Below are 24,668 nucleotides of genomic sequence, written 5' to 3' on the forward strand. Positions count from 1 at the left end.
ATCTTTAATGTTTTTTTAATCCGAATGAACAATTTTTAATGTTGGACAGGAGTTTTTGTATCCTGAATTATATTACCAAACAGATGCTGTTTCCTAGTTCCAGACAAGGAAGAGATTATCCAATCAATAACATTATTTTGGGCGATTGACGGGGTTGTTTTTTGGGTCGGTTAAAAATAGATATTAGTGATTAAATAGGCAACCTTTTAATTGTTATATAATATAAAAAGTCTTCAACAATTTTGAAAAAGTGGCTGTTGCCAAATTTTCAAAAACTGTTGAAGACTTAAATGCTTTAATATCTATATCTTCCCTTAAAAAGGGAAAAAGTTATGACCTTGGATGGTACTGAATAATGGTATTTTTCAGGTACTCTTTATCCAGATGGGTATAAATTTCCGTTGTAATGATTGATTCGTGCCCCAGCATTTCCTGAACCGCTCTCAGGTTTGCACCTCCATCGATGAGGTGGGTAGCAAATGAATGACGGAAAGTGTGAGGACTGATATTCTTTTCAATTCCTAATTTTCTGGTAATGTTTTTAATAATCGTAAAAATCATTACTCTTGAAAGCTTTTTACCTCGTCGATTTAAGAAAAGAATATCTTCGTGGTCGGGGTGAATTTTTAAATTCCGCCGATATTCGCTAAGATAAAGGTTAATTTCCTTTATGGCTTTGGTACTGATGGGAACTAACCTTTCTTTACTTCCTTTGCCTTCAATTTTAACAAACCCCGACTCAAAGAAGAGGTTTGAAATTTTCAGGTCAATCAGTTCGGAAACCCTGAGGCCGCAGCTGTATAAAGTTTCAAGAATGGCCTTGTTGCGTTGTCCTTCCGGTTTTTTTGTGTCGACCGCATTAATAATGGTATCAATTTCTTCGACCGAAAGAATTTCCGGAAGTTTGCGCCCCACTTTAGGGGTTTCAAGCAGTGCAGTAGGATCTCTGTCGACTTTTTCTTCTATCAACAAATATTTATAAAACGATTTAATACCACTAATAATACGGGCCTGGGTCCGTGGGCTGATGCCTTTATCATTAACCCACTCAATCATTTCTTTTAGGTGCTCAAGTTTTACTTGCTCAGGACTAACATCATATTCCTTCTCTTTTAAAAACTGAACCAGTTTAAGAAGGTCAGTGATGTAGGCATGAATGGAATTATCCGAAAGGCCCTTTTCTACTTTTAAATAATTCCGAAATCCGTTAATTTCATTTTCCCAATTCATGTCGCTGTTCATTTTATTTATAATTCAAAAATAATAGATTTATCAACTCTTTTTTTATCATATAGTGTTATAGTGTTTGGTTTGCATTGATGAATGGCCGACTTTAAAGTAAATATACAATACAATTTAATAAAAGTACAATATTAATTTTACTGTAGACCTGTAAATTGATAATAAGTTAAAAAGCTTAATTTCTAAACCTTTAAAAATTAGCAATTACCAAAATTGAACTTGTGCCTCAATTTTTATTAATGGGATAGGGTCGAATTTAAAAAGTCTTACAACTCAGTTAATTGTGATTATATATTTGCCGTTTTATGGTCTGAAGTGGATTGAGTTATGTTGAAATATTCTTATTGTTCTAACAATGAATTTGTTGAGTTGTAATAAAATTAGTTATATCTGATTTTTTTAAGTTAGATATTTATGCATGCATTAAGTTACCCGGGTTTACTAAAATGTATCTTTTTGTTTTTAAACCAATTAAAGCTTATTTCCTTCTTTTGTTTATTTCTGCGAAGATAATAATTAATTAGTTAAAAATAAACAGTAAATTGTTGAAAATTTATTTTGATATGATAGGGTTTATCTTTCACCCATGTTTAAAATAATTTATAAAAACATTGGAGTTAAGTTAATTATCAAGTCGGATTTCAAAGAGTGTGCCAAATATTTTGATGGTTGTTTCAATTTATAAGTGAAAAGTGTAATGAATTGTTATTGTATGCAAATTTTTGAATTGATTCTTTAATGGATAATGGATTGTTTATCAATGGCATATAATTTAAGGGGATGGCAGTTTTTTATTTTATATCGATATCTTATTTTTGCAAACAATTAAATCAGGAAAATTCATGAAAATTCTCATTATCAATGGCCCAAATTTAAATTTATTGGGAAAGCGTGAACCGCATATTTACGGAAATGAATCTTTTGAGAACTACCTTGCTACATTACAAAAGAAATATTCAGCTATCCCCATTGAGTATTATCAGTCAAATATAGAAGGCGAGTTGATCAATAAGATTCAGGAATGTGGCTTTTCTGACTATGGTATTGTGTTAAATGCCGGCGCTTATACACATACCTCTGTTGCATTGGCCGATGCTATTGCTACCGTCACTGCACCCGTAATTGAGGTTCATATTTCAAATGTATTTAAACGAGAAAGTTTTCGACACCACTCATTTCTTTCGCCGGTTTGTAGGGGAGTGATATGTGGTTTTGGCCTTGATTCCTATCGATTGGCTATAGAAGCACTTTTAAATCAATAAATTGAAACAGGAGAACGAGTTAAAAAAATTAGGGAATGAAGAAATTCACGAAAATTGTTGCAACCATTTCAGACAAAAGGTGTGAAACAAGTTTTATAAGAGAACTTTTTGAGGCAGGGATGAATGTGGCCAGGCTAAATACAGCCCACCTCGATTTTGATGGGTTAAACAAAATTGTTACCAATATTCGGGAAGTATCTGATGCCATAGCAATATTGATAGATACCAAAGGTCCGGAGATTAGGACAACTAAGACCGACCAGGATTTCGAACTGAAGGCCGGCAGTGAAATTCTTTTGGTCGGCAATCCCGATTGTGAAACCACTTCCGAAAAAATTTGTGTCTCTTATCCGAAAATAGCTGAAGATGTTTCGGTTGGTACCAATATTTTGATTGACGATGGAGAAATAGGATTGGTTGTGCTGGAGAAAAAGTCTGATGGTTTAATATGTAAGGTTTTAAACGATGGATTGCTGGGAAGCCGCAAAAGTGTTAATGTTCCCGGGGTGCGAATTAATTTACCATCATTGACACAGCGTGATATCGGTTTTATTAAATACGCCATAGAAAATGATTTGGATTTTATTGCCCACTCTTTTGTCAGAAATAAGGAAGATGTTTTGGAAGTCCAAAAAATCCTGGATGAGTATGATAGTCCGGTTAAAATTATAGCCAAAATAGAAAATCAGGAAGGGGTCGAAAAAATCGATGAAATTTTAGAGCATGTATATGGTGTAATGGTTGCCAGAGGTGACCTTGGTATAGAAATCCCTCAGGAAAAGATTCCGGGCTTGCAGCGGCAACTGATTCGGAAATGCGTGGAAGCCAAAAAGCCGGTAATTGTTGCAACGCAGATGTTGCATTCCATGATTCATAATCCTCGACCTACACGGGCCGAAGTGACCGATGTGGCCAATGCAATTTACTATCGTACCGATGCCATAATGTTGAGTGGTGAAACGGCTTACGGAAAATATGCCGTTGAATCGGTAAAAACCATGTCGCGCATTGCGGAAGAGGTTGAAGCGGCAAAAGATAGCCGAAACGATATTCCGGTAGATGTTGTTAAACATGATATTACCGCCTATTTGGCCGATACAGCGGTTAAAGCTTCGAAAGAGTTGGATATAAAGGCTGTTTTGACAGATAGCTTAACCGGAAAAACGGCGCGCTATTTGGCTGCCTTTAGAGGACCTAACCCCGTTATTGCTCTTTGCTATAATAAAAGGGTGGGCCGTCAGCTGGCCCTCTCATATGGCGTTTTCCCTGAATTAACAGAGCCGGGACGTTCAAAAAGTGAGATTTTAAGCAATACACTTTTACGGTTGAAAAAATTCCATACCATACAAAACGATGAATTGGTGGCTTATCTTGGCGGAAGTTTTGGCATTGGCGGGGGAACAACCTATTTGGAAATAATGACCGTTGGAGGATTGCTTAAAAAGCATAACCGATTTTCAAACAATGAGTAGGAATCGATAATTTAACTAGTCATTAGTTATTTAGTCATTTAGTCATTAGTGCTGTGTGTAACCAACACTAATGACTATTGACTAACCATTAATGACTAATAAATGTTGCCTACTCCTCCTTCTGTCTGTGCTCTTCAGCATTTATATTATTATTCATGCGCTTATGAGGTAAAAGTCACCAGGTTGGTTTCATTTTCAGACATGGACGGCTCTACCAAAAGAAAAAATTGAAAAAAAAAATTACATTTTCGATGGGATATCTATTGCAGAATAAAAAAGAACCGTTATCTTTGCAACGCTTTTAAAACAAAGGGGTGCATCCCCATCCGGTCTGGTAGTTCAGATGGTTAGAATGCCGGCCTGTCACGCCGGAGGTCGCGGGTTCAAGTCCCGTCCAGACCGCCACCGGAGATTTTATTGAAAACAACCTTTTTGGTCTGGTAGTTCAGATGGTTAGAATGCCGGCCTGTCACGCCGGAGGTCGCGGGTTCAAGTCCCGTCCAGACCGCCATCAAAAAAGCTATTCACTTACGAATAGCTTTTTTTTGTTTTATACATGATTAAAAATAATTCTTATTGTCTTCTCTTTTAAGTTTGATGGGGAGTATCGTTGACGAAAGATACAATTCTTCCGGTTATTTTCTGCTTCTTCCGGTATAATTTTAAGCTGTAAAATTTATTCTTAGAATTATGAGTTGAGGCTATCGGAAAAAAGTAAAATTTACTTTCCCGTAACGACGATTTTGCCAAAAATGTGGGCTGTCCTCAAAGTTATATTCCGGTCCGTGTTCAAGGATAAAAAGGCCATTTTCCAATAACAATTGGGAATTAAAAACCATTTGAGGCAAATCTGTGATGGTGGATAGAGCAAAAGGTGGATCGGCAAATATTAATGTGTAATTACCTTCCATTTTATTGAGGACTTTAAACACGTCTGCCTTGATAACTTGTATTTGTTTGTTTAGGCCCCACGAGCTTACCGTTTTTTTTATAAAAGAAAAATAAGCATAGTTTTTTTCAACGGCGGTAATTGACTGACATCCTCGTGAGGCAAATTCCAGCGATATGGCACCGGTACCGCTAAAAAGATCTAATACAATTTGGCTCTTGAAATCGATCAAGTTATTGAGTATGTTGAAGAGACTTTCTCTGGCCCGGTCGGTAGTAGGTCTGGCACGAAACGAGGCCGGAGGAGAAAGTTTTCGTCCTTTTAATTCCCCACTTACGATACGCATGATGCCAAAGTTAACAAGTTGTAATATCTGTGCCCCGGAACGCTTTTAAAAAGGTAGCTGTATTGAAATCCTGATGGTAACCCGGGAAATTTAACATGTTTTACATATTTCTCAATGGTTTGCTTTATTTCATTAAAATTGTGATGATACCCTGTGATTTGGACATCAGTTTTTGAAGGTGAAAGCTGTAGCTGATCAAAAATAAATAAAGTATAATAGAGTAAATCGTTTTTCCCTTTAATTTGAAACGAATTGCAAAGCTTTAAGTTGTTATTTTCTATAACAACTACATCGAAATAGTCTTTTTGCAGATTAATAATAAATTGAATTTTTCCCATGCCGGGCCGGCTGATAGCCAGTTTTGACTCTGTCATTGGAACGTACTGCTGAAAAATTATCGGTTCGGGAAATTGCCTTTCAAATATATCATAAAGAGTGGCAGGAATAGCGAAAATATTCCATGCATCGGCTAATTTCATTTGAGAACTAACAACTTTGTAATTGCCTGGTACTTGATGAGTAAAAAACAACCATTGGGAAGCTTCTTCGTGGTTAAATAAACCCGACGGAACCACAGTTGAATATCGTGTAGGTATTAAAATGAATACTTTTTTGAACGGTAAATTAAGCAATTCATTTTCTTCAAATACCTTATTGGTCAGCTTTGGTAAATCCGCTTCTGTTATATGATCCTGCAAGGCATAACTACTGAACTGTATGTATTTGTTGCGTATAGGATCGAGGATAGAAAAAGAAAATCCATCCAGGCTGGCCTGGATGGATAAAAAATAAGATGATGAAATATTAGCATCAAAGGTTTCGTCTACAATCGAAAGGTCGGGAACCATCATAGTTGCATTTGTATTTATTCCCAGTTCCCGGCACTGTTGTTGGCTTCGGTCAATGATCCAACTTTAAGACCGGGATATTTTTCGTAAGCTTCAGCTTCTTCGTTTATGTTAACAATAAGTTGTCGGTCAAGACCTTGGAGGAAAACGTTGTTGTGTACCTTGGCTTCAAATACTGGTACTTCTACGCCTGATGCCGTTTTTAGAGTTGTTGCGGCCATCTCAAATTCTACCTGGTCGGTAAAAGGCACGTATCTAATTGAATCAGCTATAAAATTTCTGCCAAAAAGAGAATCTTTTACAGCTACATAGGAAGTATCCCGTTTGATAATGCCAAGTTTCAGAGCTTTTAACTCTGTTATCCCTTCTTCTATCATACTATCCGTTAACCGGCCTTCCATACGAATCAACGGCAGAGAATCTTTGTCGATGAAGCTTATGAGCGTATCAAAGCTACCAGTGAATTTTCCATATACGGATTTATAGGCTCTCTGTGCTTTCCTGATTTGTTGAAGGCGCTCAATAACTTTCTCCTGCCTCATCAATCTGGCGGCTTTAAATCGTACGGGTTTCTGAATGCTCTCCCAACACAAGTATCCTAAAGTAAGGATGGCAATAGTCAGAATGATCTGGATGGCTGTTTTCATTATCTATACAATTTTATTTTTTTGATTGCACAAATTTAAAAAAAAAATCAAACCGCTATTTCTTTATGGGAAATTATTCTAAAATCTTTGTCTCGACATGGGTTTTTTTCATTTCTTTGAGTGGATATTTGAAACAACAATTCTGCTGGTTTTGGCGATTGGTTCTGTGTTGAAGATGTTTTTCTTAAAAAGGATGATAATACGCTCTTTTACATTTATCGTAGATAAATAGCTTGTTGCTTCAATATTATTGCCTACTGGTTTTACTTTTGCGGTATTAAAGATTAATTTGAGGTTAAGAAATACTATGTTAATAGATTTTTTAAAAGACAAAATATTAAAAGAATTCAATTTTAAACCAACCCAATCACAATTTCAATGTATTGACAGGTTGGTAAGCTTCTTAACCGATGAGCAGGAAAAATCTGCCTTTGTGTTAAAAGGTTATGCCGGAACCGGTAAAACAACATTGGTGCGGAGTGTAATAAAGGTATTGAACCAATTGGGCCAAAAGTCGGTGCTTCTGGCTCCTACCGGTAGAGCCGCAAAAATTTTGGGTAGCAATATTGGGATGTCGGCCTTTACCATTCATAAGATGATTTACCGGCAAAAGTCATCAAATGATGGTTTTGGTGCTTTTGACCTGGATCGTAATTTGTTTAAGAATGCTTTATTTGTAGTTGATGAAGCGTCAATGATTGCGAATGATGGCGGTGGATTTTTTGGTTCGGGTCGTTTGCTCGACGATTTGATAAAGTATGTTTATAGCGGTAATCATTGCCGGTTGCTGCTGGTTGGTGATGATGCTCAGCTGCCGCCCGTCGGGTCGCCTTATAGTCCAGGACTTGAAACCACCAATGTTGAAGCATATGGATTAAAGGTTTATACGGCCACTTTGACCGACGTGGTTCGGCAAAAAAGTGACAGTGGAATTATTTTTAATGCTACCCATCTTAGAGAAATATTGGATCATAATTCTGATGTTTTTGACTACCCAAAGTTCCGTGCCGACGGATTTCCTGATGTTTTTCGTATTACGGGCAGTGAGTTGATCGAGGAGTTGGATTATTGTTATAACCATTACGGTTTGGAAGAAACATTGGTGATTTGCCGGTCCAATAAAAGGGCCAACCTATATAATCAAGGTATCCGTAATTCTATTCTTTATCGTGAGGAACAGCTTGCCGTTGGAGATTATCTACTTATAATGAAAAATAATTATCACTGGATAAAAGATCACAAAGAGATTAACTTCATTGCCAATGGTGATATTGCCGAAGTAAGCAGAATACTTCACTACCGGAACCTTTACGGTTATCATTTTGCCGATGTGGTATTGCGTCTGGTCGACTATAAAGAAATTGAAATTGATGCCCGTATTATTTTGGATTCGCTTATGAGCAACGGGGCAGGGCTGAGCCAGGAAGAACAGGAGAAATTTTTCTATGAAGTTAAGAAAGATTATGAGGAGCTGGGTGATGCAAAAAAAATCTATAAACAAACCCGTGAAAATGACTTTTACAATGCACTACAGGTGAAGTTTGCCTATGCCATGACCTGTCATAAATCACAGGGCGGTCAGTGGAAAGCTGTTTTTGTGGATTTGGGATATTTTACTGAAGATTACTTGTCACGCGATCTGTATCGCTGGCTGTATACCGCATTGACGAGGGCAACCGAGCGCCTTTATTTTGTTAATTTCCCGGATACTTTCTTTGAATAACAAATATTAAATTGTTATGGAATAATAATAAAAAAACCGGGACCAATCCCGGTTTTTTTATTATCGCTTTTATCTAAAAATCTAATTATCTAACTTATACTCCCATATCCTCCATAATCTGGTCGATTTTCTTCAAGGCTTTTTCGGTTACTGCATTAAACTCTTCACGGCTATTAAGTTGATCTTTGACTTCAAAGTAGAATTTAATCTTTGGTTCGGTGCCGGAGGGTCGTACCGAAACTTTAGAGCCATCCTCGGTAAAAAATTGAAGAACATTTGATGTTACCGGTTTGTCGGTAATTTTGGTTTCTTCCCCGGTGGAGGTGTTTTTAGTTTTCAGTGTCAGGTAATCTTTAATTAGGGTAACTTTTGAGCCACCTAATTGTGCCGGTGGTGTTTCTCTGAATTTCTTCATTAGCGCTTCAATCTCTTCGGCACCGCTTTTCCCTTTACGAACAATGTATTTCATTTTTTCTTGTGAAAAGCCGTGGGTAATATATATATCCAAAAGCAGTTCGAAGAGGCTTTTGCCCTGATCTTTGGCCCATGCAGCTATTTCACTGATCATAACTACCGAACCTACCGAATCTTTGTCACGAACATAATCGCCCGGCAAGAATCCGTAACTCTCTTCACCGCCGCAAATGTATTTTTTCTTGCCTTCCAGTTCACGGATGATGCTGGCAATCCATTTAAAACCTGTATAGGTGTCAAAACATTCAACCCCGGCAGCATCGGCAATGGTTTTTATCATTTCAGATGTTACAATGGTCTTAATGGTAAATTCATTTCCTGTTAATCGACCTTTTTCTTTCCATTGATTAAGCATATACCAGGTAAGCAAAATGGCTGTTTGGTTTCCGTTGAGCAGCACAAATTTTCCGGTTTCGTTACGGACGGCTACCCCCAGCCGGTCACCATCGGGGTCGGTAGCAACAACCAGATCGGCATTGGTTGCTTCAGCTTTGGCAATGGCCATTTCCAGAGCTGCCGGTTCTTCGGGGTTGGGTGAAACAACCGTGGGGAAATCGCCGCTTACAACATCCTGTTCCGGTACATGGATGATGTTTTCAAAACCTATGCGATTCAGTGCTGCCGGAAGAATTTTGACAGTGGTGCCGTGGATGGGACTGAAAACTATCTTCATCTCTTTTTGACGCTTAATAACGTCGGGATTAAAAGAGAGTGAAGCAACAGTATCGATGAATTTTTCATCCATTTCGGCCCCGAGAATTTCTATGAGTTCCGGATTACCATCAAATTTAATGCTACTAACATCTGATATTTTTCGTACTTCTTCGATGATGTTTTTATCGTGGGGTGCCACAATTTGAGCGCCGTCGTTCCAGTAGGCTTTATAGCCATTATATTCTTTGGGGTTATGTGAGGCCGTCAGGATAACACCACTCTGGCATCCTAATTCTCTAATGGCAAATGAAATTTCGGGTGTGGGACGTAAATCTTCAAACAAAAAAGCTTTAATGCCGTTGGCTGAAAATATGTTGGCTACCGTTTCTGCAAAATAACGACTGTTGTTTCGACAATCGTGACCAATCACTACTTTGATTTCCTCAAGGTCAGAAAACTCTTTTTTCAAATAATTGGCCAGCCCTTGTGTTGCTGCCCCAATGGTATATTTGTTCATCCGGTTGCTGCCTACCCCCATTATGCCACGCAACCCTCCGGTACCAAATTCCAAATCTTTATAAAAGGCATCGACCAGTTCAGTAGGGTCATCACTTTCTAACATCTCTTGCACTTTGGCCCGGGTTTCAGCGTCGTATTTTTCAGTGAGCCATTCTTGCGCTTTTTGTTTTACTTGTTCCGGAATGTTTTGTGTTGTCATATTTTAACTTTTTTATAATTCAATTATTTATAATTTTAATATTGCAAAGGTCATTCAGGTTTTAATGAGGCTATTTATTTGTATAATATACCTCTATGGTTTCGATTTGGAAACTGTAAAATTACTGAAATTTTCTGTTTGGCAGACCTTTTTTGCGAAATTAAACCAAGTTGCAATTAATATCCATAAGCAAAATGTCGAATCTTGTTAAAATTGCCGGTATAAGAATGTTTTTACTGGTTTCGATGATTGTATGGTTATTTGTTTAAATGGTTTAGACAAGAAAATCAGTTGCCGAAATCGAATCTAAAAAATTTTAGGACGAAAATCAGCGGTTAAAATCGAATCTAAAAAATTTTAGGTCGAAAATTGGCGGTTGAAATTGAATCTAAAAAATTTTAGGACGAAAATTGACGGCCGAAATTGAATCTGTAAAATTACAGGACGAAAATCGACGGCCGAAATCGAATCTGTAAAATTACAGGACGAAAATCGGCGGTTGAAAACGAATCTGTAAAATTACAGGTCGAAAATCGGCGGTCAAAAATGAATCTGTAAAATTACAGGTCGAAAATTGACGGTCAAAATTGAATCTGTAAAATTACAGGACGAAAATTGACGGTTGAAAACGAATCTGTAAAATTACAGGACGAAAATCGGCGGTCAAAATTGAATCTGTAAAATTACAGGACGAAAATTGACGGTTGAAAACGAATCTGTAAAATTACAGGACGAAAATTGACGATTAAAAACAAATCACTACCATAGATAAAAGATAAAAATATAAAAACGTGCTACTTAATTTATTCGTTTTTTAAAGCATTGATACATTTAATCAAACTGTCCTGCCAATGAGGTATTGAGATATTATAATTTTGTTTGATAAGAGATTTATCAAGAACAGAGTAAAAAGGCCGTTTGGCTTTTGTGGGAAATTGGTCGGATGTTACGGGAAAAACCTGACAATTGATGCCGGTAATTTTGAAAATTGCTTGTGCGAAGTCGTACCAACTGCATACTCCTTCGTTGGAAAAATGGTAAATTCCCGGCCGTAAGTTACTTTTATCTGTTGATACCTTATAGATTATAGAAAGAATGGCAGCTGCCAAATCTTCGGCATAAGTGGGAGTGCCAATCTGGTCGAAGACAACGTTTAAGGATGATTTTTCCTGCCCCAAACGGATCATGGTTTTCAAAAAGTTTTGACCAAAGGGTGAATAAAGCCATGAAGTTCGAATAATTATACTGTTGGGATGAATTTCAAGCACCTCTTTTTCGCCTTGTAATTTGGATTTACCGTAAACCGAAACGGGGTTAGGATTATCATCCGGAGTGAGCGGACGATAATGGTTTCCGTCAAAAACGTAGTCGGTAGAAATGTGTATAAAAACAGCATTTATACGTTTTGCTTCATGCGCGAGCAGGGCAGGGGCCTCGGCGTTAAGACGGAATGCCGCATCAGAATCTTCTTCGGCCTTGTCAACAGCGGTATAGGCGGCACAATTAACTATAAAATCGAAAGATTTACCGGCAAAAAACTGCTTTATCGACCGTGGTTCCATAAGATTTAACTGGTCGATTGTGGAAAAGGTGAAGTTATCCTGTGGATACTGTTCAGATAACTTATAAAAGGTGGTTCCTAATTGTCCTTCTTTACCAATAATAAGTATATGGGGCATAATAAATTAGTTGTTAAATACAAAGTTGTGTTCAGCCTCTTTAAAAGCGGGCAGGATACTATCTTTTGCGGAAACAATAACTTCGTTTTCGGGTAGTTGCCAGTCAATATTTAAAACCGGGTCATTGTAATGGATGCCTCTTTCGGCTTCTTTGTTATAGAAATTATCGCATTTATATGAGAAAATAACCTCATTGCTCAAAACCGAAAAGCCGTGAGCCATACCTCTGGGAATAAAGAACTGTTTATGATTATCATCACTCAGTTCTACGGCAACATATTCACCAAAAGTAGGAGAACCTTGGCGTAAGTCGACCGCGACATCGAGCACTTTTCCTTTAAGAACCTGTATCAACTTAGCCTGAGCATATGGTGCCAGCTGATAATGCAATCCGCGGATTACCCCTCTGGATGAGGAGGAAACATTATCCTGCACAAAATGTGTGGGTATACCCAGCTTTTGGTAACGTTCTTCATGATACGACTCGAAAAAAAATCCTCTTTGATCTTTATGTACTACCGGTTCAATGATTACCAGACCGGGAATTTTTGTCTCTTGTATTTTCATGAACAATTATAGTTGTTGTTGAATATTTTTCAGGTTTTGTTGGGCAATTTTTACCAGGTATTGTCCATAATCGTTTTTCTTGAGCGGCTCGGCCAATTTAAGGAGTTGTTGTTTGTTGATAAATTGCTTTTTGTATGCAATTTCTTCAATGCAGGCAATTTTAAGGCCTTGTCGTTTTTCGATGGTAGCAATGAAATTTGAGGCCTGCAGGAGGCTATCGTGTGTTCCGGTGTCGAGCCAGGCCATTCCACGTCCCAGCAATTTGGTTTTAAGTCTTTTTTCATTCAGGAAAAGGCGGTTCAAATCGGTAATTTCCAATTCACCGCGCCGGCTGGGTTTTAAGGTTTTAGCCTTTTCTACCACATCGGGAGGATAAAAGTAGAGCCCTGTAATGGCATAGTTGGATTTTGGCTTAGATGGTTTTTCTTCAATGCTCAGCACATTACCATTGTCATCAAACTCCGCTACCCCGTATCGTTCGGGATCTTTGACATAATAGCCAAAGATCACTGCCTGGTCATCCCTGGCATCAATGCTGTTGAGTACTTTGCTAAACTCATAACCAAAAAAAATATTGTCGCCCAGAATCAGGCAAACCGGATCGCTGCCTATAAACTCCTCGCCAATGATAAAAGCTTGTGCCAATCCATCGGGTGAGGGCTGCTCGGCATATTCAAATTTCAACCCCCATTGGGATCCGTCTTTGAATAATTTGCGATACAACGGAAGATCATGGGGTGTAGAAATAATAAGAATTTCGCGAATACCTGCCAGCATTAATACAGACAGCGGATAGTAGATCATTGGTTTGTCGTAAATGGGAATGATCTGTTTAGAAATGCTCTGAGTGGCGGGATAAAGGCGTGTTCCGGAACCCCCTGCCAGAATTATACCCTTGTAGTTGGTCATGTGGTTAATGGTTTATTTTTGATTTTTCAGCAATTGATCAAAATATTCGATGGTTTTGGTCAACCCTTCGCGCAATTGCACTTTGGGTTCCCAATTATTCAACTCTTTTTTTGCCAGCGAAATATCGGGCTGACGCTGTGTGGGGTCATCTTCGGGTAAGGGTTTAAAAACAATTTTGGACCGAGACCCGGTTAAGTCAAGTACTTCTTTGGCCAGTTCGAGCATAGAAAACTCATTGGGGTTTCCGATGTTTACCGGTCCGCAGAAATCTTCACGCGTTTCCATCATTCGCATCATGGCCTCAACAAGGTCGTCGATGTACTGAAAACTTCTGGTTTGATGCCCGTCACCAAAGATGGTTATGGGTTGATTTTTCAGTGCCTGAACGATAAAGTTGGAAACCACCCGTCCGTCATTGGGATGCATCCGTGGTCCGTAAGTATTGAAGATTCTGATGATTTTTATGGTTACCTGATTTTGTCGGTGATAGTTCATAAACAAACTTTCGGCACACCGTTTCCCTTCATCATAACAAGAGCGGACACCTATAGGATTAACATTACCCCAATAATTTTCGACCTGAGGGTGTGTCAGCGGATCACCATACACTTCGCTGGTAGATGCTTGCAAAATTTTCGCTTTAATGCGTTTGGCCAACCCCAACATATTGATGGCACCCATCACCGAGGTTTTGATGGTTTTTATGGGATTGTATTGATAGTGAATGGGAGAGGCGGGACAGGCAAGGTTATATATTTCGTCCACCTCCGCGAAATAGGGATGAGTAACATCATGCCTTACCAACTCGAAGTATGGACTATCCAACAGGTGAATGATGTTTTGTTTCGACCCGGTGAAATAATTATCAAGGCAGATTACATCATGTCCTTGTGCAATAAGAGTATCACACAAATGCGACCCGATGAATCCGGCACCTCCGGTAACTAATATTCGTTTCATTAGAGTTTTTGATTTACTTGTTTTATTGAACTATTGGTGCTTAGAATTAGTCATTAGTGGTTAGTCGTTAGTCACTAGTTCATTAACACTAATGACTGTTCACTAATGACTATTGACTACTTCTGCCTTCTGTCTGTGCACTTCTGCCTTTGTCTTTTATACATGTTCTTTTGTGGCGAAAGCCGTCATGCTCATTTCATTATCTTTTATTAAGAGAGCGTCCAATTCCGAAGTAATCAAACCCTTTTTCTTCCATTTCGGCAGCATCATAAATATTACGACCATCGAAAACCACTTTATGGTTCATTAACTTGGCCATCACTTTGTAATTGGGGATACGGAATTCGGGCCATTCAGTTAAGAGTAATAAACCGTCGGCATCTATGAGCACGTCATAAGGATCTTGTCCATACTGTATGGTGTTGCCAAACTCTTTTTTGGCTTCGTTCATTGCAACGGGGTCGTAAGCCTTTACTTTGGCACCGGCTTGCATCAACTCGTTAATGATAACTTTAGAGGGCGCTTCACGCATATCATCGGTATGTGGCTTAAAGCTAAGGCCCCAAATGGCAAAGGTTTTTCCTTTTACATCGTCATTAAAGTATTTTTTAACTTTTGTTACCAGGATGCGTTTTTGGTCTTCATTGATGTCTTCAACAGCCTGGAGCAACCGCAAATGGTAATTGTATGATTTAGCTGTTCGAATAATGGCTTTAACGTCTTTGGGGAAACAACTACCTCCATAACCAATGCCGGGATAGATAAATTTGTTGCCGATGCGGCTGTCACTTCCAATACCTTTCCGTACCATATTAACATCGGCCCCAACCAGTTCGCACAAATTGGCAATATCGTTCATGAAACTAATTTTTGTGGCCAACATGGCATTGGCAGCATATTTGGTAAGTTCGGCCGAGGGGATGTCCATGAACAATATGGGGTGGTTGTTTAAAAGGAAAGGTTTATACAGTCGACGAATCACTTTTTCGGCTTCTTCGGAATCGGTACCCACAACAATGCGGTCGGGTTTCAGGAAATCTTCTACTGCATTACCTTCTTTCAGGAATTCCGGGTTGGAAGCCACGTAAAAGGTTATGTCTACGCCTCGTTTTTCCAACTCTTCGCGTATCGCTTTACGTACTTTTTCGGCGGTACCAATGGGCACGGTACTTTTGGTAACTACCACCATGGTGTGGTCGAGGTGTTTGCCTATTTCGTGGGCAACATTTAACACGTGACTTAAATCGGCACTTCCGTCTTCGCCGGGAGGTGTTCCTACTGCGATAAAAATCACTTCAGCCTGGTCAAGGCTTTCTTTCAGGCTGGTGGTGAAATGTAGCCTGCCCTTTTCAACATTGTTTTTTATCATATTTTCCAGGCCCGGCTCATATATGGGTATTATACCTTTTTTAAGTTTGGATATTTTTTCTTCGTCAATATCCACGCATGTAACATTGACGCCTGTATCGGAAAAACATGTTCCTGTTACTAAACCTACGTAACCGGTTCCTACTATCGATATTTTCATAGTTTATTGTTAATTTTTAATTAGTGGTTCGATCTTTAGTCATTAGTCATTAGTGGTTAGCCATTATTTAGTGTAATCAGCACTCATGACATTTCACTAATCACTAAAAACATCTTTTAGCTATGCACTTTTTAAGGATTTTGTCTTAATTCAAAACTCAAAAGTATGAAAAATTATTGCCGGAAGTAAATTTTTTTGTTCAAGAGCAAATATAATTCAATGTTTTCAGTTCAAAGTACAGCTTCTGGTTTTAGATAATACTTAAATCAAAGTGCATTAAAATTTGTTCAGAACAGATAGAATTACTCATGGCATTTTATTTTAATTGATTGACTTTTTCCCCTTTAAAGACTAAATTTAAGGCCTGTAGAATGAATCGGTTGTTTTGAATGAGTTGGAAAGTCCTATAGATAATTAAAAAGTTATTTAACGGTGAGAAAATTAGGAGATTATTATTTGTTTTGTAAGAAAAGTTCCTATTTTTGCAGCGATTTTCAAACAACATAATGTCTAACCAATAGATTTTGCGAGGTTTAATTTAATGGCAGAATTAGAAGGAAAAGAAAACGTACAGGAGCAGGAAAAAGTTTCGGACGTTAACGAAAATGTTGAAAAACAAGAAGTAAAAAGTTCCGAAATGAGCAAACAAGAGCTCCAAAGAGAAAAACAAAAGTTTGAAACCGTTGAAACAGCTGATGCTGATTTCGACTGGGACAAGTATGAAAATGGCGATCTAAGTCATGAAACCGGCGATGTTAAAGCCGAAGATTTAGAGAAACTTTATGACCAAACCCTTTCGCCCATATCCGAAAAAGAGGTTATTGAGGGTACCGTTATTGCTATGAACAAGCGGGAGGTGGTTATTAACATCGGATTTAAGTCTGATGGTATTGTTAGCCGTAATGAATTTCGGTACAATCCTGACTTAAAAGTAGGTGACAAAGTTGAAGTCTATGTAGAAAGTCAGGAAGACAAAAAAGGGCAGCTGGTATTGTCACACAAAAAAGCCAGAGCTTTGCGCTCCTGGGATCGTGTGAATGAAGCCCTTGAAAAAGACGAAGTTATTAAGGGTTACATCAAGTGCCGTACCAAAGGGGGTATGATTGTTGATGTGTTTGGTATCGAAGCGTTCCTCCCGGGTTCACAAATTGATGTTAAACCCATCCGGGATTACGATGTATTTGTGGGTAAGACCATGGAATTTAAAGTGGTGAAGATTAATCCCGAATTCAAGAATGTTGTGGTTTCGCATAAAGCCCTCATTGAAGCTGAACTTGAACAACAGAAGAAAGAAATTATTTCTAAACTGGAAAAAGGTCAGGTACTCGAAGGAACTGTCAAAAACATCACCTCTTATGGTGTATTTATCGACCTTGGTGGTGTTGACGGACTAATCCATATTACCGACCTGTCATGGGGTAGAGTATCTCATCCCGAAGAGATTGTACAGCTTGATCAAAAGCTCAACGTTGTAATTCTTGATTTTGACGACGAAAAGAAACGTATTGCCTTAGGATTAAAACAATTAACCCCGCATCCGTGGGATTCGCTTGATCCCAACCTGAAAGTTGGTGATGTAGTAAAAGGAAAAGTGGTTGTAATGGCCGACTATGGTGCTTTTGTTGAAATTGCACCCGGCGTGGAAGGTTTAATTCACGTTTCCGAAATGTCATGGTCTCAGCACTTGCGTAGTGCTCAAGACTTCCTTAAGGTTGGCGATGAAGTAGAAGCTCAGATATTGACCCTCGACAGGGAAGAGCGCAAAATGTCGCTGGGCATGAAGCAACTGAAGCCTGATCCCTGGGATAATATCGAGGAAAAATATCCTGTTGGCAGCAAACATAAAGCCAAAGTCCGTAACTTCACTAACTTTGGTGTATTCGTGGAAATTGAAGAGGGGATTGACGGTTTGATTCATATTTCAGATCTTTCCTGGACCAAGAAAGTAAAACATCCTGCTGAATTTACCAACGTTGGCGAAGATATCGAAGTAGTTGTTCTTGACATCGACAAGGAAAATCGCCGGTTGAGTTTGGGACACAAACAACTGGAAGAAAATCCATGGGATGTTTTCGAATCTATTTTCACAATAGATTCTGTTCATGAAGGAACAATTGTTGACATTTTCGATAAAGGTGCCGTAATTGCATTACCATACGGTGTAGAAGGTTTTGCAACACCTCGTCATCTGGTTAAAGAAGACGGAACTCAGGCTAAAGTTGATGAAAAATTGCCATTTAAGGTTATTGAATTCAACAAAGCCACCAAACGTATCATATTGTCGCATTCGCGGGTCTTCGAGGATGAAAAACGTTCTGAAGAGCAATCGGCAAAAAGTGCACAAGCCAAGAATACTAAAAAAGGTGTTCGTAAGCTTAAAGAAAGTTTGGAAAAAACCACACTTGGTGACATCACCGATTTAGCGGCTCTTAAAGATCAAATGGAAGCCTCTGAAAAAAATGATGAAGCCAAGGAACAAAAAAATGAAGAATAGATTTTTTAATAAAGGGGTGACAAATTATGGACTTTAAAATTGACAAACTGGATGGATTTATGGTGGTTAAAGTGTTGAAAGAAAAACTCGACACCAATATAGCCCCCAACCTTAAGTCGGAAATTGTTTTGCTTTCCGGAAACGGAGAGAAAAACATATTGCTTGATTTGAGTCAATGTAACTATTGTGACTCTTCAGGATTAAGTTCCATACTTGTCGCCAACCGGTTGTGTAAAAATGCCGATGGAGTGTTTATCATTTCTGGATTGCAACCCGCGGTTGAAAGATTAATAGCGGTATCACAACTCGATACGGTGTTAAATATTGCACCTGATGTTGAGGATGGAATCCAAATGATGAGACAATCGATCGGGGAAAAATAATGTGTAATGGGATTATCTGTCACGATACTTGGCAGTAATTCTGCACTTCCCACATCCGAAAGAAATCCGACCGCCCAGGTGCTGCGTGCATCCGGGCGGTTTTTTTTGATCGACTGTGGCGAAGGAACGCAGCTTCAGTTACGCCGTAATAGGGTACATTTTGGTCGAATCCATCATATTTTTATATCTCATTTACATGGCGACCATGTTTTTGGATTGCCCGGGCTAATTTCATCTTTGGCCTTGTTGGGTCGTACTGCCGATTTACATGTCTATGCCATGGCCGATTTAGAAAAACTACTAAATCCATGGTTAGACTATTTTTGTAAAAATATGCCATTTGTAGTGGTTTTTCATGCTGTTGAGCCGGATGTGTCGAAAGTAATTTATGAAGATGAACTTCTGGAAGTAGTTACAATTCCTTTGGAGCATAGGATTCCTACTGTTGGTTTTTTGTTTCGTGAGAAACCTAAAGAGCGGAAAATTAACAAGGGAAAGTGTGATTTTTATCAAATACCGCTTCGATGGTTGCCCCGGCTTAAAAAAGGCGAAGATTTTAATGAGGATGGGCGTTTTATTTCTAATGAGGAACTTACGCTTCCTCCACCTCCAGCAAAAAGTTATGCTTTTTGTTCTGATACCAGATATAGTGAAAAAATTGTTTCCTTATTGCAAAATGTAGATTTATTATATCATGAGTCCACTTTTTTGACAGATCAGGAAGAATTAGCGGCAAAAACCTTTCATAGTACTGCCCGGCAGGCAGCATCAATAGCGCATCAAGCCAATGTGGGGAAATTATTGCTGGGCCATTTTTCTTCCCGATACCGTGACCTGGAACCTTTTCTGGAAGAGGCGCGTGCCGTTTTCGATAATGCCTGGATAGCCACCGAAGGCTCTACTTTTGAGATATAGGGGCAGTAGTTGAAGGCTAATCTCTTCTGACAAAAAATGACAAATGGATAATATCATTTAATAAGTAACTACATGCACTGTTGTTTGAATATGAATGTCGGGGGAAGGGCTGGCCGTTGAAGTTTCAATCTGTTGTTTAATAAAAGAAAAAGGTTCAATCTGTTTATATTTGCACTGATTTTTAATTCAATTTATTTTATACCGATGCAGGAAAAAATTCTCATTCTTGATTTTGGGTCTCAATATACACAGTTGATAGCCCGCCGTGTTCGTGAGTTGAATGTTTATTGTGAAATTCATCCGTACAATAATTTTCCCTGGCCCGATGAAACGGTAAAAGGTGTTATTCTTTCGGGTAGCCCTTTTAGCGTTCGGGATAAAGAAGCACCAATACCGGACTTGGGTCAAATTAAAGGGAAGTTACCCTTATTGGGCGTATGTTATGGCGCACAGTTTATGGCTCACCACTATGGAGGAAAGGTAGAAGCATCAGAAACCAGAGAATATGGCCGGGCCAATTTGAAATTTATTGACCAGACAAATGAGCTGTTCTTTGAAATTGAAAAAGATTCGCAAGTATGGATGTCGCATGGTGATACGATAATAAGACTTCCCGAAAATTATCGGGTCATTGCCAGCACCGCAGATGTGGAGGTGGCCGGCTATAAAATAGAGGGTGAGCCAACTTATGGTATACAGTTTCATCCCGAAGTTTATCATACTGAACAAGGCCTTCAGCTATTATATAATTTTGTTATTGATATATGTGGATGTAAGAGGTCGTGGACCCCGGCTTCTTTTGTAGAAGAGACAGTGGCTTCTTTAAAACAGCAAATTGGTAACGACAAAGTAGTTTTGGGCTTGTCGGGGGGTGTCGATAGTTCCGTTGCGGCCATGCTTTTACACAGGGCAATAGGAGAACAGCTGACTTGCTTGTTTGTGGATAACGGACTTTTGCGCAAAGGGGAATACGAAAAGGTGCTGGATTCATATAAACACATGGGTTTAAATGTTGTCGGTATAGATGCACGGGAACGTTTTTTAGGCGAGTTAAAAGGTGTTTCCGATCCGGAGCAAAAACGCAAAACCATAGGTCGGGTATTTATTGAAGTTTTTGATGGCGAGGCGCAAAAAATTAAAGGCGTCAAATGGTTGGCGCAAGGAACTATTTATCCGGATGTTATTGAGTCCATGTCGGTCAATGGTCCGTCGGCTACGATTAAATCTCACCATAACGTGGGCGGATTGCCAGAAAGAATGAACCTTAAAGTGGTTGAACCTCTTAAATTGCTATTTAAGGATGAGGTTCGGAAAGTAGGGCAAGAATTAAACATTTCGCCCACTATTTTAGGTAGACATCCATTTCCGGGTCCGGGACTAGCCATCCGTATTATTGGTGAAGTTACGGCCGAAAAGGTAGCGCTGCTTCAGGAAGTGGATAACATCTTTATTGAAGGACTGCGTAAACATGACCTTTACGATAAAGTGTGGCAGGCCGGAGCCATTCTTCTTCCGATTCAGTCGGTAGGTGTTATGGGTGATGAACGCACCTATGAAAATGTGGTGGCTCTTAGAGCCGTTACATCTACTGACGGGATGACTGCTGACTGGGTGCATCTTCCTTTTGAATTTTTGGGACGTATATCCAGTGAAATAATTAACCGTGTTAAGGGTGTAAATAGGGTGGTTTATGATATCAGTTCCAAACCACCGGCAACCATTGAGTGGGAGTGATGGGTCCAATACTTCGGATAGAGATAATTGTATCTTTTTTATTCGTATAAAATTTGTTTAACTCATTGGCCTAATGGAACGCGCATGGCTTAGCCAAATTTATACATGTCCTTTTGTGGCAAAAGTCGCCATGCTCGTTTCATTTCCCTATGTTTCATTGCAAAGATGTAGGTGAAAGAAGGCGTCAAAAAAAACTGTTGATATTGGCCAATATTAGGCTATTCTTAAAAATATTGTTTTGGTGTGTTAACCTCAGTCATACGTCATTGTACAGAGTAAAACAGCAGTATTTTTGGAAATCTTTTTTACTTGGCATTTAACTCTGGATATACAGAACCTTTTTTGACCTGCAAAGTTTACCAATTTTTACTAAGAATTGTTTGAAAAATGACTCAATGGTTGTTGCAACACTGGATGGAACTGACTGGTACGGTATTGTCGCTCATATATCTCTATTTTTCGGTTCGTGAAAACATCTGGTTATGGGTTACCGGCTTTTTCTCTTCACTTTTTTACCTCATTATTTTTTTCCATGAGCGACTTTATGCCGATATGGGGCTGCAGGTTTACTATCTAATCATAAGTATCTATGGATGGATAGTCTGGACGATGGGTCGCCAACGGTCGGGAAGGAAAAAGATGCCCATCCGCAAAACCGGAATTAGAAAAGGGCTTATTTTGTTAATTGCGGGAGGTGGTATTTATCTTATTGTGCTCCTAATACTTTTAAAACTTCCGGCAAAGATTGATATTCCGGCTTCCGATTTGCCCTATTGGGATGCTTTTACCACAACTGGCGGCATTGTTGCAACGTGGATGTTGGCCAAAAAATATCTAGAACACTGGTTAATATGGATTATTGTGGATGCAGTAAGCAGTGGAATGTATCTTTATAAGGGGTTAAATATTACAGTTTTGCTTTATTTGGTGTATACTGTTGTTGCGGTTGTTGGATATTATGAGTGGCGTCAGAGTATGATAAAAGGGGAGAAGCTGTAGTGTCAGGTAATTAATTGATTTAATTTGTAATAGATGATTTCAGTAGTAATAACAGGACCTGAATCTACAGGAAAATCGGTATTAACTCAGCAGTTGGCCAAACATTTTAACGGTTTTGGAGTTAAAGAATATGCACGTCGGTATGTGGAGAATTTAAAGAGACCTTATACATTACATGATGTGGAAGTTATTGCGCAAAGGCAGATAGAGGAATATAATATTATGAAAGCCAAGGCCGGGGAAAGGCAATTGGTATTTTTTGATACCTTTTTGATAATCACCAAGGTGTGGTTTGAGGCGGTATTTCAAATTTGCCCTCAATGGCTTCATCATGCCTTGAAAAATATGCACATTGATATGGCATTGCTTTGTTATCCTGATCTGCCATGGGTTCCCGATGGTGTGAGAGAGAATCCTGACAAACGAGCTTATCTCTATCAAAGATATCTTGAGGAGTTAGAGTTTTATAACATTCCCTACCGGATTGTTAAAGGAGAGGGGGAAAAAAGGACTGAACGTGCCATTAATTATATTAACAAATTGAAATTTAAACTTCATTAAAAAGGAAAATACTTATGCGCTATATGGAATATCCCAGGAGATTAAAAGATGTGATTGAAGAGCTATCGAGAGAAGAATCCTATCAATCGGTATGTCATCGGCATCATCCGGATCAACCTATGCCTTCATCCCGGGTGCTGGGTGAGATTGTGGATTTATTGCGTGAAATAATCTTTCCGGGATATTTTGGAGAATCCTCTACTCGAGCTGAAAGTATTCGCTATTATCAAGGTGTAAATGTTGAAAAGCTTTATGAATTATTGCGCCAACAAATCTATGCGGGATTATGTTTTGATTGTAAGATGGCGAATCAAAAAGATTTGTGGATGCGGAAAGAGAAGGCAGCCGAAATCACATTGAAGTTTATTGAAAAATTACCTCAAATTCGGAGGTTGTTAGCTACTGATGTAGAAGCTGCTTATCTGGGTGATCCTGCGGCGCAAAGCACTGCCGAAGTTATTTTTTGTTATCCGGCTATCCGTGCCATTACTAATTATAGAATAGCACACGCGTTGTTGGAACTTGGTGTGCCGTTGATTCCGCGCATCATATCTGAGATGGCTCATTCTGAAACAGGGATTGATATACATCCCAGAGCCCGGATTGGCCATCATTTCACCATTGACCATGGGACAGGCGTGGTTATTGGGGCCACTTCCATTATTGGCAATCATGTTAAGATATATCAAGGTGTTACTTTAGGGGCAAAAAGTTTTCCGCTGGATGAAAACGGAAACCCAATTAAAGGCATTGATCGACACCCAATTGTAGAAGATAATGTTATTATTTATGCCCAGGCCACAATTTTAGGACGAATAAGAGTCGGTGCCAATTCAATTATAGGTGGAAATGTGTGGTTAACTACCTCTGTGCCACCCAATAGTAAAATTTTGCAGGAAAAATACCGGCATAGTGGTTTTATGGACGGTGACGGCATTTAATTTATCATGATTTTGATGAATTTGACCAAAAGTTTTTTTGTCTTAGCCAAAAAAGATAAAATAACAAGGGCTTATTTGAATATAAATGATTAAACTTCGTTGATTTTAAAGACTATAAAAATAATATTTTAATATATTTGCGAGGGATCAATGGTGGACATTAGGATGGGATTTAATCTCGAAGAATGGTATGCACATAAACTTCAGGGTGATGTAATTCTTAAACATGTAGGAAGTATTTCTCCCGAGATGATAACCCATGCTTTGGACGCAGTTGAAACCCATTCGCAGTTTAAGCATCAAAGATTACAGACCCGCAAAAAACTCTACAATGTTTTTGTCGAATGCATGCAAAATCTGTATCATCATGTAGATCCGCCACCTGCTGATCTTTCGGTTGAGGGAACCTCCAATTTTGGTATTGTAATTGTTGTTCAGGATGGTTCCTTTTTTCGTATTACAACAGGAAACTTTATAAATCGGTCAAAGGTTAGTTTTATTAAGGATCGAATAGAGCAATTAAATTCATTGTCGGATGAGGAAGTGCGGCTATTATATCGTGATATATTAGGGAACGAAAGTATTTCAGAAAAAGGGGGCGGAGGCCTTGGAATGTTGGATATTGTTAGAAAAACCGGGAATAAATTGGAATATTTTTTATATCCTTACGACGAAGAACACGTGTTTTTTTCATTAGATGTGTATATTAGTTAAAAGAGATAA

The 24,668-nt window shown here is 38.8% G+C and carries 21 protein-coding genes and 2 tRNA genes; 13 read left to right on the forward strand and 10 right to left on the reverse strand.

Features of this window, described 5'->3' with window-relative positions; all coding sequences use genetic code 11:
* Positions 1-330: 330 nt before the first annotated feature.
* Positions 331-1,230: a site-specific tyrosine recombinase XerD gene (xerD, locus tag BM130_RS11175; protein WP_029626437.1), complete on the reverse strand. Its 900-nt coding sequence runs from the start codon at positions 1,228-1,230 to the stop codon at positions 331-333.
* Positions 1,231-2,084: 854 nt separating this feature from the next.
* Between xerD and aroQ the strand changes: the two genes are divergently transcribed.
* From aroQ to BM130_RS11195, 4 genes are all read left to right on the forward strand, one after another.
* Positions 2,085-2,504, forward strand: a complete 420-nt coding sequence (gene aroQ, locus BM130_RS11180; protein WP_010526125.1) for a type II 3-dehydroquinate dehydratase — start codon at positions 2,085-2,087, stop codon at positions 2,502-2,504.
* A gap of 35 nt (positions 2,505-2,539) precedes the next feature.
* Complete coding sequence (gene pyk, locus BM130_RS11185; RefSeq protein WP_010526124.1) at positions 2,540-3,976, forward strand: pyruvate kinase; 1,437 nt, start codon at positions 2,540-2,542, stop codon at positions 3,974-3,976.
* Between the two features lie 328 nt (positions 3,977-4,304).
* A tRNA-Asp gene (locus BM130_RS11190) sits at positions 4,305-4,381 on the forward strand.
* 29 nt (positions 4,382-4,410) lie between these two features.
* Positions 4,411-4,487, forward strand: a tRNA-Asp gene (locus tag BM130_RS11195).
* A 190-nt stretch (positions 4,488-4,677) separates the two neighbouring features.
* Here the strand turns inward: BM130_RS11195 and BM130_RS11200 are convergent.
* Genes BM130_RS11200 through BM130_RS11210 form a run of 3 tightly spaced genes read right to left on the reverse strand, consistent with a single transcriptional unit; the run spans position 4,678 to position 6,706 of the window.
* Positions 4,678-5,211 carry an RsmD family RNA methyltransferase gene (locus tag BM130_RS11200; RefSeq protein WP_010526123.1) on the reverse strand — a complete coding sequence of 178 codons (534 nt, stop codon included), beginning with the start codon at positions 5,209-5,211 and terminating at the stop codon, positions 4,678-4,680.
* A complete protein-coding gene (locus tag BM130_RS11205; RefSeq protein ID WP_010526122.1) occupies positions 5,199-6,062 on the reverse strand; it encodes a DUF3822 family protein in 864 nt (287 codons plus the stop codon). The genes BM130_RS11200 and BM130_RS11205 overlap by 13 nt, the downstream gene beginning before the upstream one ends.
* A gap of 14 nt (positions 6,063-6,076) precedes the next feature.
* A complete protein-coding gene (locus tag BM130_RS11210) occupies positions 6,077-6,706 on the reverse strand; it encodes a hypothetical protein (protein WP_010526121.1) in 630 nt (209 codons plus the stop codon).
* 307 nt (positions 6,707-7,013) lie between these two features.
* On the opposite strand from BM130_RS11210, the gene BM130_RS11220 reads away from it, so the two are divergent.
* A complete protein-coding gene (locus tag BM130_RS11220; protein WP_010526119.1) occupies positions 7,014-8,429 on the forward strand; it encodes an ATP-dependent DNA helicase in 1,416 nt (471 codons plus the stop codon).
* Positions 8,430-8,523: 94 nt separating this feature from the next.
* Here the strand turns inward: BM130_RS11220 and BM130_RS11225 are convergent, their stop codons facing one another.
* From BM130_RS11225 to BM130_RS11250, 6 genes are all read right to left on the reverse strand, one after another.
* The gene (locus BM130_RS11225; RefSeq protein ID WP_010526118.1) at positions 8,524-10,275 is read right to left on the reverse strand and encodes a phospho-sugar mutase; all 1,752 of its coding nucleotides are present in this window, start codon (positions 10,273-10,275) and stop codon (positions 8,524-8,526) included.
* An 803-nt stretch (positions 10,276-11,078) separates the two neighbouring features.
* On the reverse strand, positions 11,079-11,954 hold the full coding sequence (gene rfbD / locus BM130_RS11230; RefSeq protein WP_010526117.1) for a dTDP-4-dehydrorhamnose reductase: 876 nt from the start codon (positions 11,952-11,954) through the stop codon (positions 11,079-11,081).
* Between the two features lie 6 nt (positions 11,955-11,960).
* Positions 11,961-12,521: a dTDP-4-dehydrorhamnose 3,5-epimerase gene (gene rfbC, locus BM130_RS11235; RefSeq protein WP_010526116.1), complete on the reverse strand. Its 561-nt coding sequence runs from the start codon at positions 12,519-12,521 to the stop codon at positions 11,961-11,963.
* Positions 12,522-12,527: 6 nt separating this feature from the next.
* On the reverse strand, positions 12,528-13,430 hold the full coding sequence (gene rfbA, locus BM130_RS11240; RefSeq protein WP_010526115.1) for a glucose-1-phosphate thymidylyltransferase RfbA: 903 nt from the start codon (positions 13,428-13,430) through the stop codon (positions 12,528-12,530).
* A 12-nt stretch (positions 13,431-13,442) separates the two neighbouring features.
* Complete coding sequence (locus BM130_RS11245; protein WP_010526114.1) at positions 13,443-14,390, reverse strand: UDP-glucuronic acid decarboxylase family protein; 948 nt, start codon at positions 14,388-14,390, stop codon at positions 13,443-13,445.
* 199 nt (positions 14,391-14,589) lie between these two features.
* On the reverse strand, positions 14,590-15,918 hold the full coding sequence (locus tag BM130_RS11250; protein ID WP_010526113.1) for a UDP-glucose dehydrogenase family protein: 1,329 nt from the start codon (positions 15,916-15,918) through the stop codon (positions 14,590-14,592).
* Between the two features lie 541 nt (positions 15,919-16,459).
* On the opposite strand from BM130_RS11250, the gene rpsA reads away from it, so the two are divergent.
* The 8 genes from rpsA to BM130_RS11290 all read left to right on the forward strand — a co-directional run bounded on the left by rpsA (position 16,460) and on the right by BM130_RS11290 (position 24,659).
* Entirely contained in the window at positions 16,460-18,412 is a 1,953-nt protein-coding gene (rpsA, locus tag BM130_RS11255) for a 30S ribosomal protein S1 (protein ID WP_010526112.1), read from the forward strand.
* 26 nt (positions 18,413-18,438) lie between these two features.
* The gene (locus tag BM130_RS11260; RefSeq protein ID WP_010526111.1) at positions 18,439-18,795 is read left to right on the forward strand and encodes an STAS domain-containing protein; all 357 of its coding nucleotides are present in this window, start codon (positions 18,439-18,441) and stop codon (positions 18,793-18,795) included.
* A gap of 6 nt (positions 18,796-18,801) precedes the next feature.
* Positions 18,802-19,710, forward strand: coding sequence for a ribonuclease Z (locus BM130_RS11265; protein ID WP_010526110.1), 909 nt, complete (start codon positions 18,802-18,804; stop codon positions 19,708-19,710).
* 204 nt (positions 19,711-19,914) lie between these two features.
* Positions 19,915-21,444, forward strand: a complete 1,530-nt coding sequence (gene guaA, locus BM130_RS11270) for a glutamine-hydrolyzing GMP synthase (protein ID WP_010526109.1) — start codon at positions 19,915-19,917, stop codon at positions 21,442-21,444.
* A gap of 387 nt (positions 21,445-21,831) precedes the next feature.
* Positions 21,832-22,443, forward strand: a complete 612-nt coding sequence (pnuC, locus tag BM130_RS11275; protein WP_010526108.1) for a nicotinamide riboside transporter PnuC — start codon at positions 21,832-21,834, stop codon at positions 22,441-22,443.
* A 33-nt stretch (positions 22,444-22,476) separates the two neighbouring features.
* Complete coding sequence (locus BM130_RS11280) at positions 22,477-23,004, forward strand: AAA family ATPase (protein WP_010526107.1); 528 nt, start codon at positions 22,477-22,479, stop codon at positions 23,002-23,004.
* A 14-nt stretch (positions 23,005-23,018) separates the two neighbouring features.
* A complete protein-coding gene (epsC, locus tag BM130_RS11285) occupies positions 23,019-23,945 on the forward strand; it encodes a serine O-acetyltransferase EpsC (protein ID WP_010526106.1) in 927 nt (308 codons plus the stop codon).
* A gap of 165 nt (positions 23,946-24,110) precedes the next feature.
* Complete coding sequence (locus tag BM130_RS11290; RefSeq protein ID WP_237706066.1) at positions 24,111-24,659, forward strand: SiaB family protein kinase; 549 nt, start codon at positions 24,111-24,113, stop codon at positions 24,657-24,659.
* Positions 24,660-24,668 lie beyond the last annotated feature (9 nt).

The sequence above is a fragment of the Thermophagus xiamenensis genome, assembly GCF_900112795.1.
Classification (GTDB): Bacteria; Bacteroidota; Bacteroidia; order Bacteroidales; family Marinilabiliaceae; genus Thermophagus; species Thermophagus xiamenensis.